This is a genomic window from Bradyrhizobium diazoefficiens, assembly GCF_016616885.1.
In the GTDB taxonomy this organism is placed as follows: Bacteria; Pseudomonadota; Alphaproteobacteria; order Rhizobiales; family Xanthobacteraceae; genus Bradyrhizobium; species Bradyrhizobium diazoefficiens_F.
The window spans coordinates 3,242,933-3,254,754 of sequence record NZ_CP067102.1 but is presented as its reverse complement, the minus strand read 5'-3'; the positions used below and the strand labels follow the sequence as shown (position 1 = coordinate 3,254,754).

Below are 11,822 nucleotides of genomic sequence, written 5' to 3'. Positions count from 1 at the left end.
CGGGATGACGGCAAAAGGAGACTTTACGTGCACGTCCCCACCATCACGGCGAACTATCTCGCGATCCTCGCGCTGATCTACGCCGCGCTTGCGCTGCAAGTCATCCGGCTGCGGCGGAGCAACGCGACTCCGTTCAACGACGGCGGCAATGAAGGCCTGCGCAGCGCGATCCGGGCCCATGGCAATTTCATGGAATACGTCCCCATCATCGTGCTGATGATCGCGTTTCTCGAAATGTCCGGCGCATCCTTACGCATTCACCTGCTGATGGGGGCGCTTGTGCTATCGCGGCTGTTGCATCCGCTCGGCATGTACGCGACGCCGGGCTCGCTCAAGTTCATGATCTGCCGCGGCGGCAGCATCTTCCTGACCATCGGCCTATTGGTCTCCTGCGCCCTGACCATCCTGTCGCGCCTGCCCTGGGGCGCATTCGCCGATGAGATTTCAGATCAAGCCATTGCAACAATTGAGTTTTTACAGGTCATTCACGTAATTTTGACACTGTAAAGATTCTGCTTGACCCGGCGCCGGCCCTCCACTATCAATCTTGACATCGTAAAGATTGGCTCGACCGAGGCGTCCATGACGATCTTCCTGATCCTTGCCCCCTATGGCGTCTACACCTTCCTGATGCTCATGACCTCGGCCACGGTCAGCGTGTTCGCGGCCTCCGCGATCTGCTTCGCCACGATCGCGATCGACGTGGCCCGCGGCCGCTCGGTGAAGATCCTGGCAACGGGCTCGGCGATCCTGTTCGCTGGCCTCGGCCTCACCCTCGCGCTGTTCGATCCGAAGCTCGGCAGCCTCGGCGTCAAGCTCTCGGTCGATATCGGCATCTTCATCATCTCGCTTGGCTCGATGATCGCGCGCCGGCCCTTCACGCTGCAATACGCGGTCGAATCCGTGCCGGCCGAAACTGCGGCGATGCCCGGCTTCCTCACCGCCAACTATGTCATCACCGGCGCATGGACCGTGGCCACTCTGCTGATGATGGCCGCCAACATCGTGCTGCTCTACTTCCCGGGCCTGCCGGTCTGGCTCGGCCTCGCGGTCGCCTTCGCCACCCGCAACAGCGCGATCTATTTCACCAAGTGGTATCCAGAACATCACCGGATCAAGTATGGTGCGCCCGCCGGCGCGCTGCCCGAAGCCCAGTGAGACAGGACCGACAATGAAGGACGTATTCGCCCGCCTCGCCTCCGACTTCCTGTCTGCCATCGTCTTCCTGGTGATCTATCTCGTCACCGACAACGTCATCCTGGCGACGTCGGTCGCGATTGCCGGCGCGATCGCGCAGGTGATCTACGCCCGCATCAAGGGGCGCGAGCTCGGCTACATGACCTATGCGAGCGTCGCGCTCGTCATCGTGCTCGGTACGGTCACACTGCTGACCAACGATCCCCGCTTCATGCTGGCCAAGCCTGCGATCGCGCATTTCGCGATCGGCGCGATCATGCTCAAGCGCGGCTGGATGCTGCGCTACATGCCGCCGCTCGTGGCCGAGACCGCGCCTGAATACGTCACCGCTGCGGGCTATGCCTGGGCCGCGCTGATGTTCGTTCTCGGCGCCGGCACCATCGCGGTCGCCGCCACCGGCGATCTGAAGCTGTGGGCGTTCTACATTTCGGCGGTCGCGGGCGGCGCCAAGGCCCTCGCCTTTGCCGTGCAATACGTGCTGTTCAGGCTCGTCGCCACCAGCCGGCGGCGCGCTGCCGCCCGCGCCTAAAGCGCGATATGATCGCGCTTTAGGTTGTTGTTTGAGCATGATCTTATCGGAAAACCGCTGCACACTTTTCCGGATCATGCTCGTATGCCCTGATCGACAGGTTAGGCAGCGGCTTCAAGTTGCGCTATAGGCTCGGCCCAGGATGGGTTGCGGATCATCGCAGCCCGCCGGGACATTGTTCGGGAGACGCGAATGGCCGTGGACGGCAACTGGAATCTGACCATGACGACCCCGATGGGCGAGCGCCAGGCGACGCTGAGCCTGAAGCAAGCGGGCGGCGCACTGACGGGCACGCAGGGCGCGGAGGGCAACACCGCCGAGATTTTCGACGGCACCGTCAGCGGCGACGCCGTCAACTGGAAGGTCTCGATCACCAATCCGATGCCGTTGACGCTCGAGTTCATCGGAACGATTTCCGGCGACAGCATGAGCGGCGAAATGGGCATCGGCCCGATGGGCAGCTTCCCGTTCAACGGCGTAAGGGCTTGAGGCCGCTCCGCCTCACTGTCATTCCGGGATGCGTGCGAAGCACGCAGGCCCGGAATCTATTCTTCTGCACAGACTGAGGCCCGCTGGATTCCGGGTTCGCGCTACGCGCGCCCCGGAATGACGACATCGGAGCATGCCTCAACCCAGATTCAACTCCTTGAAGAAATCATTGCCCTTGTCATCGATGATGATGAACGCGGGAAAGTCGACGACTTCAATGCGCCAGATCGCTTCCATGCCGAGCTCGGGATATTCGAGCACCTCGACCTTCTTGATGCAGTGCTCGGCGAGGTTCGCAGCCGCACCGCCGATCGAGCCGAGATAGAAGCCGCCATATTTCTTGCAAGCCTCACGCACCGCAGGCGCGCGGTTGCCCTTGGCCACCATCACCATCGAGCCACCGGCGGCCTGGAACTGGTCGACGAAAGAATCCATGCGGCCCGCAGTGGTCGGGCCGAATGCGCCGGAGGCGTAGCCTTCGGGCGTCTTGGCCGGGCCAGCGTAGTAGACCGGATGGTTCTTGAAATAGTCCGGCAGCGGCTCGCCCTTGTCCAGCCGCTCGCGCAGCTTGGCATGCGCGCTGTCGCGCGCGACGATCATGGTGCCGGTCATCGAGACCCGCGTCTTGGTCGGGTACTTCGAGAACGTCGCCAGAATGTCCTTCATCGGCTGGTTGAGATCGATCTTGACGACCTCGCCGCCGAGCGACTCCTCCACCTCAGGCAGATACTGCGCCGGGTTGTGCTCGAGCTCCTCGAGATAGACGCCGTCCTTGGTGATCTTGCCGAGCACCTGGCGGTCGGCCGAGCAGGATACGCCAAGCCCGATCGGCAGCGAGGCACCGTGACGCGGCATGCGGATCACGCGCACGTCGTGGCAGAAATACTTTCCGCCGAACTGCGCGCCGACGCCGAGCGACTGCGTCATCTTGTGGATTTCCTTCTCCATCTCGACGTCGCGGAAGGCGTTGCCGTCAGGCGAGCCATGGGTCGGCAGCGCATCGAGATAACGGGCGGAAGCCAGCTTCACCGTTTTCATGCAGAGCTCGGCCGAGGTGCCGCCGATCACGATGGCAAGGTGATAAGGCGGGCACGCCGCGGTGCCCAGCGTCAGTATCTTCTCTTTCAGGAAGGCAAGCAGCCGGTCCTTGGTCAGCACCGAGGGCGTGGCCTGGAACAGAAAGCTCTTGTTGGCGGAGCCGCCGCCCTTCGCCATGAACATGAACTTATAGGCCGAATCTACTTCTGAAGAGCCGCCCTCGGCGTAGATCTCGCACTGCGCCGGCATGTTGTTGGCGGTGTTCTTCTCCTCGTACATCGAGAGCGGCGCGACCTGCGAGTAGCGCAGATTGCGACGGAGATACGCATCGCGCGCGCCTTCCGACAGCGCGGCCTCGTCGTCACCGTCGGTGATGACGTTGCAGCCCTTCTTGCCCATGATGATCGCGGTGCCGGTGTCCTGGCACATCGGCAGCACGCCGCCGGCCGCGATGTTGGCGTTCTTGAGGAAGTCGAGCGCGACGAACTTGTCGTTCGGGCTCGCCTCGCCGTCCTCCAGGATCGCGCGAAGCTGCTTCAGATGGCCGGGGCGCAGATAATGGTTGATGTCGCCGAAAGCCGCTTCCGACAGCGCCCGCAGCGCCTCGCGCGACACCACCAGCATGTCCTTGCCCAAGACCTTCTCGACCCTGATACCCTCGGCCGTGATCTTCTTGTAGGGCGTCTCGTCCTTGCCCAGTGGGAATAGTGGGGTGTGCTTGTAGGGCGGAACGGGTTTTGAGGCATCGGGGAAGGCGGTGGGAGCGTTCATGGGGCGTATCTCGGGGTTTTGGAGCCCTCGCGGGCCTCTAAGCATAGAAGCGTTCTAAGCATTTTTGCCGCAAAGGGAAGGCGTTCTGGCGCGGCCGGGGCATCCCGATTCGGTGCCATGGCGGCCATTTTCCGGTCCCCCTCCTTCGATCAGCGGTTGGCTATGGTTGTGCCCAGCCAAGCCGGGTTGCACCCCTTGCGCTTCGCGCGCAGCGACGGTTGAATGCGCGCGCTCAAGGGGCTTTTGATCATGAATTTCAAACTGCACGTCCGCGGCGCGATTGTTGTCGCCGCCGCCATCACCGGCCTTGTCACCCTCGCCGCGCCGGCGCGCGCGGACCAGTGCGATGACATCGCAAAACAGCTCGCTGGCGGCATCGACGGGCTGAAGGTCAACTTCAAGGCCAGCAACATCATCTACCTCACCCACCCGGCGGCGAAGGAGCTGTCGCTCGGCTGCCGCGCGCAGGGACAAAACTATTCCAACGAGCTCTATGCCAAGGGCGACCGCAAGCCGACGCCGCACTTCTATGATCTGGTCGCCTCCGCGGCCGCGATCATCTTCACGGTAACGAAGGACGACACCACGACCGGCGCGACGCGCTGCCTCAAGCGCATGGGCCTCTTGCGCGGCGACAAGGTGGCGATGCGCTACAAGCGCCTCAACATGGAATGCACGCGCACCAAGACGGACGCCGCGATCGCGATCACGCGGCCGAAGGACGAGTAGGCCGGGCACGATGAAGAGGTCAAATCCCTCGCATTTTAACGATTGGCTTGACGGAGCTTTCGTCCGCTCCGGGGCAGGATCAATTGTTTCAATCTGTGAGGATTTGTGGATGAGCGTTTCCAGCGTTGCGCCGCCGCCTGTAACGATCGTGGTCCCGAGCTACGACACGACCAAGCAGCCGGACGACCAGACCAGGGCCAAGGACAACGACCCGGCCTATCAGCCGACGCCGCCCGCGCCGCTGCCGCCGGGCCAGGGCACGCGGATCGATCAGCTCGCCTGATCCGGCCTGCCTGCGATGGATCGCCCGGTCCGGTTGACCGGGCCTTTCGCACGTCCGGCCGCATCTTCGCCGGATAGCGGGACCATTATCGTGCGCGGCTACTCAGGGAGCTGTGCATGATCGCACGCCTGCTGTTGCAGAACACGGTTCTCACCGCCGGGATGGGCGCGCTGCTGTTCGCCGCCGCCGGCACGTTGCATTGGCCGGGCGCATGGGCGTTTCTCGTCACCTCCGTTCTGCTCGGCCCGCTCTGCGGCTGGTGGCTCTACCGGATCGACCCGGCGCTTCTGGCCGAACGTCTGCGTCCTGTTCTGCAGCGAGATCAACCGGCCGCGGACAAGATCTTCATGATCGTGTTCGTCGTGGCGATGCTGGGCTGGCTCGTCGCGATGGGGCTCGACCGGCGCCATCTTGCGTCACACATGAACGTCGCATGGCAGGTGCTCGGTCTCGTGCTGTTCCTCGCCTCGACACTGTTCACGCTGTGGGTGTTTCGCGAGAATTCGTTCGCAGCACCCGTGGTGAAGCTGCAGGCCGCGCAGCGCGTGATCTCGACCGGGCCGTACGCCTATGTCCGGCATCCCATGTACAGCGGCATGATCCTGTTCTTCGCCAGCGTGCCGCTGATCCTCGGATCAACGTGGGGATTGGCGATTGCGCCGCTCTTCCTCGTGCTGCTTGCGGTCCGCATCCACATCGAGGAGCGCACGCTCATCGCAGGCCTGCCCGGCTATGCCGACTATGCAGCGCGGGTGCGCTACCGCCTGCTGCCGGGACTGTGGTGATTCACACGTCGAGCTCTTTGTAGCGGCGGAAGACGCCCTGCTCGTTGAAGGGAATGCGGCGCTCGCTTGCGAGATAGGCCTTGATGTTCGGCCGCGCCGCGATGCGGTCGTGCAACCCAACGAGACCGGGGATGTTTTTCTCGAACGCCTTCATGCGCTTCGGAAAGGCGTAGCGCAGGCCATCGACGATCTGGAACAGCGAGAGGTCGACGTAAGTCAGGCGCCGGCCGGTGACATAGGCGCCGCCATTGTCGTCGAGCGACTGCTCGAAATAGCCGAGATATTTCGGCACGCGCTCGTCCCAGAAATCGGCGCTGCGCTTCTTCGCCGGCGGCTTCTGGTCTTCGTAGTACATCGAAGGTCCGAGCGGATGATGGGTGTCGTGGATCTCGACCACAAAGTCGGTGATCGTCAGTTGAAGCTGGTGCACCCAGAGTTTTCCGGCTTCGGTCTTCGGCGCGAGGGCGTGACGGGCGCCGAGATAGAGCAGGATGTTGGCGGTCTGGCCGATGACGAGCTTGCCGGCCTTCAGGAACGGCGGCGCAAAGGGCGGCGTGCCCTTGTGGGCCTCCATCATCTTCATCATCGCGCCCGAGCCACGCGGGCCACGTGCGACGTCGTCGTAAGCCGCCCCCGCCTCCTCCAGCGCCAGCCGCACATATTCGCCGCGGCCCTGGATCTCGGGCCAGTAGTAGAGCTCGTATTTCATGGGAGGGGGTCCGTGAGCGTGGAAGCGACGGAACCAATGTAGCATGCAGCCGAAGGTTCCGTCAGCGCGGCGCAATGACGGGCCGAGAGAGCCGGGTCCCAAAAGAAAAAGGCGCCGTGCAAGAAGCACGACGCCTTGATGTCTCCGATCGCGCGCGATCAGTTGGTCTGCTGGATCGCCGACAATTCCCAGGGGCTGCCGGGGCGGCGGGCAAACGTCCAGACTTCGGTGACTTCGCCCGGCTGCTCGCTGCCGGCGACGATCGCGCCGGTGTTGCGGTCGACCGTCTTGTCGATGAGTGCGAAGCGCAATGCCACCGTCGCGTAGTCGGTCTCACCTTCGCGCCAGGCTTCCGCGAGGTCGCCCTGCAGCAGCTTGACATTGGTCACCTTGTTGACGGCATTGCGCGCGCGGTTCTCTGCGAGATCCCTCTCGAAATAAGAGACCATTTCCGGCGTCGCGAGCGTGTGCAGTTTTGCAACATCCTCGTTCGACCAGGCGGCCTGGATGTCGCCGAGCAGACGCTCGAATGCTTCGTAGTCATCAGGCTTGATCTCGAGCGGCGCATTGTTGGCGCCGAAGCCGAAGCCGCCGCCAAGACCACTGCCGAGGCCGCTGCGATAGCTGGTCTGCGGTCCCGGACCGGCGCCGGCGTCAGCGCCGGCATAGGCCGCCTGCGGCGCGTTGCGGCGCTGCCACCAGGACATCGCCAGCCGCACCACGAACACGACGAGCACGATCTGGATGATCAGACCCAGGATCGACGAGAGCCCGCCGAGGCCGCCGAACAGGCCACCGCCGAACAGCATGCCCAGAAGGCCAGCGCCGAGGAAGCCGGCCGCAAGACCACCCAGGAAGCCGCCGCCACGGCCGAACAGGCCGCCGCGCGCGGGCGCAGCCGTGTTCATGCCGGCGCCCGGCTGGCTGTAGGTGCGGTTGAACTGCGAAGTCGAGCCCGGCGCGGTCGTGGTCGACGGCGGGGCCGAGAAGGTCCGCGAACCGCGCGAACCCGACGAGACGCCGCCGCCGACGCGGGCGTCAGCCGACGAGATCGCCAACGCCGTCGGCAGCGCGAGCGCCAGAACGACGGCAATCGTCTTCACGAGAGTGCGGGACCATTGCGAGAAATTCATGTTCGTTTCCCAAATCCCCGGCATGGGGACGTGCCAGTAAGATGGGCAGCCTTTACCAAAAGGGAAGCCGGTTTCGGCTCCCCCGGCTGCGGCCCTCAGTCGCGGGGATGTGGCAAAAGCCCATATTTGCCGGGGGTTTGGTCGGATGCGGGGCGGGAACTAAGGTCGCGGGTTACCGGTGATTTAGACGCGATATCTCCACGACGTCGTCCTGGCGAAGGGCCAGGACCCATTACCCCAAGGGAGCGGTTTGGCGAAAACTGGTCGTTCGGGATTGGCGGCACGCGCAATCGAGAGATCACGCGGTATGGGTCCTGGCTTTCCGCCAGGACGACGGCAGAGCCTCACCCCTGCTTCGTCATCGTCTCCTTCACCGCCGCCACGAGCTGGCTGAGCGTGAACGGTTTTGGCAGGAAGTCGAACTGCTGTCCCTCGGGCAGGCTCTTCTCGAAGGCGTCCTCGGCATAGCCGGAGACGAAGATGAAGCGGATGTCTGGGTTCTTCTCCCGCATCGCCTTGAGCAGCGTCGGGCCGTCCATCTCCGGCATCACGACGTCGGAGACGACGAGATCGATCCCGCCGCTTTGCTCTTCGAGCACCTCCATCGCCTCGACGCCGTTCTCGGCCTCGACCACGGTGTAGCCGCGCGAGCGCAGGCCGCGGGCGTTCAGCGCGCGCAGGCCCTCTTCGTCCTCGACCAGCAGGATGGTGCCCCGCCCGGTGAGATCGGTACGAGCCTTGGCCTCCGCCGTTGCAGGCGCAGCTTCCTTCGCAGCGCCATTCGTCGCGCTCGCCGCGGGCTGCTCGACGTGCACCTCGGACTCGGCGTGATGGCGCGGCAGGAAGATATGGAACGAGGTGCCCTGCCCCGGCTCGGAATCGACGTAGATGAAGCCGCCGGTCTGCTTGACGATGCCGTAGACGGTGGACAGCCCGAGGCCGGTTCCCTTGCCGACTTCCTTGGTCGAGAAGAACGGCTCAAAGATCTTGTCGCGGATGTCGGCGGGGATGCCGGTGCCTGTGTCGGCGACCTCGATCCGCACGTAGTCCGCCGCCGGCATGCCCTTGTAGGCGAGCTTGCCCGCCTCGTCGGTCGCGACATTGGCGGTACGAATGATCAGCTTGCCGCCGTCGGGCATGGCGTCGCGCGCGTTCACCGCGAGATTGACGATGACCTGCTCGAACTGGGAGACGTCGACCTTGACCGGCCAGAGATCGCGGCCGTGGATCAGGTCGAGCTTGACCTTCTCGCCGATCAGTCGGCGCAGCAGCATGGTGAGATCCGACAACGCATCGCCGAGATCGAGCACCTGCGGCCGCAGCGTCTGCCGCCGCGAGAAAGCGAGCAGCTGCCGCACCAGTGTCGCGGCACGCGTGGCGTTCTGCTTGATCTGCATGATGTCCTGGAACGACGGATCCGTCGGCTTGTGCGCGTTCAGCAGGAAGTCGTTCGCCATCATGATGGCGGAGAGCACGTTGTTGAAGTCGTGAGCGATGCCGCCGGCGAGCTGGCCGACCGTCTCCATCTTCTGCGACTGGTTGATCTGGTTCTCCAGCGCGCGCCGCTCGGTGGTTTCGAGCATGTGGACGATCGCGGCTTCAGCATCGTTCTCAGCCGCATCGACCGGCGTGACGAAGAACTGGCCCCAGCGGTCCCTAGTACCCTCCAGCGCCACCTCGACCGGCGCGATGTCGGCCTGGTTTTCGGCGGCCTGGTTGATCGCCGCGATCAGCAGATGACGATCGCGCGCATTGACCGCGCGGAAGATCGACTTGCTGGCGCTATCGAGCCCGAGGCCTTGCGCGAGCTTGGCGTAGCGCGCGTTCGCCCGCACCACGTTGCCGCCGCGGTCGACCGTGGCGATCGCCATCGGCGTGTGGTCGAAGAAGCGCATGAAGCGCACTTCGGCTGCGCGATCGGGATCGCTGCGCTCGTCGCGGGCCCGGCTGATGACGAGCGTGCGCGACGGCCCCGGCGCGCCGTCGGCACCGAAGGCGAGCTTGTGATAGAGCCGGACCGGCATGGTCTTGCCGGTGCGCATGCGGAAATCGATGTCGAAGACTTCCGTCTTCACCTCGCCCGGCACCGCAACGATCGAGCTCAGCAGCGAAGCGCCGTCGCCCGAAACGATGTCGGCAAGCTTCAGCCCACCCGAGCCGATCTCGGCAAGATCATAGTCGAGCCAGTTCGCCAGCGTCGCGTTGACATATGCGAGCTCGCCAACGGGATTGACTGAGAAAAAGCCGCACGGGGCGTGATCGAGATATTCGATCGCGTGCTGCAGCTCCTGGAACACGTCCTCCTGGCGCTCGCGGTCGCGGGTGATGTCGGCAATCGACCACACCGCATATTTGGCCTCGCGCTTTCCGGTGCCGAGCGGACGCACGCGCATGCGCAGCCAGCGTCCGTGGCTGCCGTCCTGGCCGGAAATGCGCACCTCTTCCTGCTGCCTCTTGCCCTCGCGCGCCGCCTTGAGCAGGCGGAACACGGCTTCCGAGACGTCCGGGTTGCCGATGAAGACGCGCTCGACCGGTCGCACATCCTGCGGGCCGGAAGCGCCGGTCAGCGTCAGATAGGCCGCGTTGGAATAGACCACATGGCCGCGCGGATCGGTCACCGCGAGGCCGTCGAAGGCGTGATCGGCGATACGCCCCATCACGGGATCGTCGAGATTGCGGTCGACGAAGCGGATGATGCCGGCGGCGAAGGCGAACAGATTGAACAGGCCGATCATCGCCAGCACGGCGAGGATGCCGAGGATATAGGGCTGCGCCTGCGCGCGCCCGAGCGTCATCAGCCCGACGGCGACCGCGACGAGGCCGGTGGCCACCAGCAGCACCAGCGCAATGCTGCCCGAGCGCGGCGACGGCTCATGCGCCGCAACGGGCTCGCGTGACAGGTCGTGGTCGGTCTCGGCAGTCATTTCACGCTGGCATGGCCTGTCGGCAGAGAATCAACGCGCCACGGGGCACGTGGGGTCCTCCCTGCCTGAATCGGACCCGCGGACGCAAGGGCGGCAGGGGCGAAACCTACGCTGATTCCCAGTTTACCGCCATTTCCGGTACTTTCGGGGGTTTTATTGCCGCGCGGCGCTAAAACCGCGCTTCAGCCGGATGACGTAGCCGATGACTTCGGCGACCGCATGGTAGTGCTCGACAGGGATTTCCTTGTCGATTTCGGCGGTCGCGTACAGCGCACGGGCCAGCGGCACGTTCTCGACGATCGGGATGTCGTGCTCGCGGGCGATCTCCCGGATCTTGAAAGCGAGGTTGTCGACGCCCTTGGCGACGCAGATCGGCGCCGACATGCCGCGCTCGTAGGACAGCGCCACCGAATAGTGGGTCGGGTTGGTGATGATCACCGAGGCCTTGGGAACCGCAGCCATCATGCGCTTCTTGGAGCGCTGCTGGCGCAACTGCCTGAGCTTGCCCTTGATGTGCGGGTCGCCTTCGGACTGCTTGAACTCTTCCTTGATCTCCTGGAGCGACATCTTCTGCCGCTGGAACCAGCTGCGATATTGGAAGAAATAGTCGCCAATGGCGATGATCGCGAGCGCGGCGACCACTGCGCCGAGCAGATGGACGGTCAGGCTGGTGGAGGCGCCCAGCATGGCCATCGGATCGAGCTTGACCATCGCCTCCATGCGGTGCCGTTCCGGCCACAGGATCGTGGTCATGACCGCGCCGAGCACGACGAGCTTGCCGATGCCCTTGAGAAAATTCGCCCCGGCCTGCTTGCCGAAGATCCGCTTGAAACCCGCAGCCGGCGAGAGCTTGCTGAATTTGGGCGTAAGAGATTCGGCCGACCACACCAGCCGGTGCTGGAGCATGTTGCCGGCAATCGCCGCCAGCACCAGCATCAGCAAGGGCACGCCGACCGCCGCGAACACCGCGACCTCGACCTGCTGCATCAGCGCGAGCAGGTTCCCGGGGTCGGTTTTGATCATCCAGGAATTGGCCAGCAGATTGCGCATCGGCGTCAGCAGCCCGCTGCCGACCGAGCCGGAAAAGGTCGAGACCACGAGCGTGCCACCCGCGATCATGAACCAGGTGTTGATCTCCTGGCTTTTGGCGACGTCGCCGCGTTCAAGCGCCTCTTCGAGACGTTTTTGCGTCGGGTCTTCTGTTTGACTTTCTGGATCGTTGTCGTCCGCCATCG

At 64.2% G+C, this 11,822-nt stretch carries 12 protein-coding genes; 7 read left to right on the top strand and 5 right to left on the bottom strand.

Going from position 1 to position 11,822, the window contains the following annotated elements:
* Nucleotides 1-27 precede the first annotated feature (27 nt).
* The 4 genes from JJC00_RS14800 (at nucleotide 28) to JJC00_RS14785 (ending at nucleotide 2,215) form a co-directional block, all read left to right on the top strand.
* Nucleotides 28-507, top strand: a complete 480-nt coding sequence (locus JJC00_RS14800) for an MAPEG family protein (RefSeq protein ID WP_200473274.1) — start codon at nucleotides 28-30, stop codon at nucleotides 505-507.
* A gap of 75 nt (nucleotides 508-582) precedes the next feature.
* Nucleotides 583-1,158 (top strand): hypothetical protein, encoded by a 576-nt coding sequence (locus JJC00_RS14795; protein WP_200473273.1) that lies wholly within the window; start codon nucleotides 583-585, stop codon nucleotides 1,156-1,158.
* A gap of 13 nt (nucleotides 1,159-1,171) precedes the next feature.
* Nucleotides 1,172-1,726, top strand: coding sequence for an inner membrane-spanning protein YciB (locus tag JJC00_RS14790; RefSeq protein ID WP_200473272.1), 555 nt, complete (start codon nucleotides 1,172-1,174; stop codon nucleotides 1,724-1,726).
* Nucleotides 1,727-1,918: 192 nt separating this feature from the next.
* Nucleotides 1,919-2,215 (top strand): hypothetical protein, encoded by a 297-nt coding sequence (locus JJC00_RS14785; protein WP_200473271.1) that lies wholly within the window; start codon nucleotides 1,919-1,921, stop codon nucleotides 2,213-2,215.
* Between the two features lie 138 nt (nucleotides 2,216-2,353).
* Here JJC00_RS14785 and JJC00_RS14780 read toward each other — a convergent pair whose 3' ends face one another.
* Nucleotides 2,354-4,024, bottom strand: coding sequence for a fumarate hydratase (locus JJC00_RS14780; RefSeq protein WP_200473270.1), 1,671 nt, complete (start codon nucleotides 4,022-4,024; stop codon nucleotides 2,354-2,356).
* 249 nt (nucleotides 4,025-4,273) lie between these two features.
* Here JJC00_RS14780 and JJC00_RS14775 point away from each other — a divergent pair, with 249 nt between their 5' ends.
* The 3 genes from JJC00_RS14775 to JJC00_RS14765 all read left to right on the top strand — a co-directional run bounded on the left by JJC00_RS14775 (nucleotide 4,274) and on the right by JJC00_RS14765 (nucleotide 5,821).
* Nucleotides 4,274-4,753 carry a hypothetical protein gene (locus JJC00_RS14775; protein WP_200473269.1) on the top strand — a complete coding sequence of 160 codons (480 nt, stop codon included), beginning with the start codon at nucleotides 4,274-4,276 and terminating at the stop codon, nucleotides 4,751-4,753.
* 109 nt (nucleotides 4,754-4,862) lie between these two features.
* Nucleotides 4,863-5,036, top strand: coding sequence for a hypothetical protein (locus JJC00_RS14770; RefSeq protein ID WP_200473268.1), 174 nt, complete (start codon nucleotides 4,863-4,865; stop codon nucleotides 5,034-5,036).
* Between the two features lie 116 nt (nucleotides 5,037-5,152).
* A complete protein-coding gene (locus JJC00_RS14765; protein ID WP_200473267.1) occupies nucleotides 5,153-5,821 on the top strand; it encodes a methyltransferase family protein in 669 nt (222 codons plus the stop codon).
* A 1-nt stretch (nucleotide 5,822) separates the two neighbouring features.
* On the opposite strand, the gene JJC00_RS14760 is transcribed toward JJC00_RS14765, so the two are convergent.
* From JJC00_RS14760 to flhB, 4 genes are all read right to left on the bottom strand, one after another.
* Entirely contained in the window at nucleotides 5,823-6,530 is a 708-nt protein-coding gene (locus JJC00_RS14760) for a glutathione S-transferase (RefSeq protein WP_200473266.1), read from the bottom strand.
* A gap of 158 nt (nucleotides 6,531-6,688) precedes the next feature.
* A complete protein-coding gene (locus JJC00_RS14755) occupies nucleotides 6,689-7,687 on the bottom strand; it encodes a Tim44 domain-containing protein (protein WP_200473265.1) in 999 nt (332 codons plus the stop codon).
* Between the two features lie 320 nt (nucleotides 7,688-8,007).
* Nucleotides 8,008-10,587: a cell cycle histidine kinase CckA gene (gene cckA, locus JJC00_RS14750; protein ID WP_200473264.1), complete on the bottom strand. Its 2,580-nt coding sequence runs from the start codon at nucleotides 10,585-10,587 to the stop codon at nucleotides 8,008-8,010.
* 153 nt (nucleotides 10,588-10,740) lie between these two features.
* Nucleotides 10,741-11,820 (bottom strand): flagellar biosynthesis protein FlhB, encoded by a 1,080-nt coding sequence (flhB, locus tag JJC00_RS14745; protein ID WP_200473263.1) that lies wholly within the window; start codon nucleotides 11,818-11,820, stop codon nucleotides 10,741-10,743.
* Nucleotides 11,821-11,822 lie beyond the last annotated feature (2 nt).

Excerpts from the sequence above, each read along its gene's own strand:
- JJC00_RS14760 (WP_200473266.1), bottom strand. The coding sequence starts at position 6,530 with ATGAAATACGAGCTCTACTACTGGCCCGAGATCCAGGGCCGCGGCGAA.
- JJC00_RS14790 (WP_200473272.1), top strand. The coding sequence starts at position 1,172 with ATGAAGGACGTATTCGCCCGCCTCGCCTCCGACTTCCTGTCTGCCATC.
- JJC00_RS14775 (WP_200473269.1), top strand. The coding sequence starts at position 4,274 with ATGAATTTCAAACTGCACGTCCGCGGCGCGATTGTTGTCGCCGCCGCC.
- JJC00_RS14755 (WP_200473265.1), bottom strand. The coding sequence starts at position 7,687 with ATGCCGGGGATTTGGGAAACGAACATGAATTTCTCGCAATGGTCCCGC.
- JJC00_RS14780 (WP_200473270.1), bottom strand. The coding sequence starts at position 4,024 with ATGAACGCTCCCACCGCCTTCCCCGATGCCTCAAAACCCGTTCCGCCC.
- flhB (WP_200473263.1), bottom strand. The coding sequence starts at position 11,820 with ATGGCGGACGACAACGATCCAGAAAGTCAAACAGAAGACCCGACGCAA.
- JJC00_RS14785 (WP_200473271.1), top strand. The coding sequence starts at position 1,919 with ATGGCCGTGGACGGCAACTGGAATCTGACCATGACGACCCCGATGGGC.
- cckA (WP_200473264.1), bottom strand. The coding sequence starts at position 10,587 with ATGACTGCCGAGACCGACCACGACCTGTCACGCGAGCCCGTTGCGGCG.
- JJC00_RS14770 (WP_200473268.1), top strand. The coding sequence starts at position 4,863 with ATGAGCGTTTCCAGCGTTGCGCCGCCGCCTGTAACGATCGTGGTCCCG.
- JJC00_RS14795 (WP_200473273.1), top strand. The coding sequence starts at position 583 with ATGACGATCTTCCTGATCCTTGCCCCCTATGGCGTCTACACCTTCCTG.
- JJC00_RS14765 (WP_200473267.1), top strand. The coding sequence starts at position 5,153 with ATGATCGCACGCCTGCTGTTGCAGAACACGGTTCTCACCGCCGGGATG.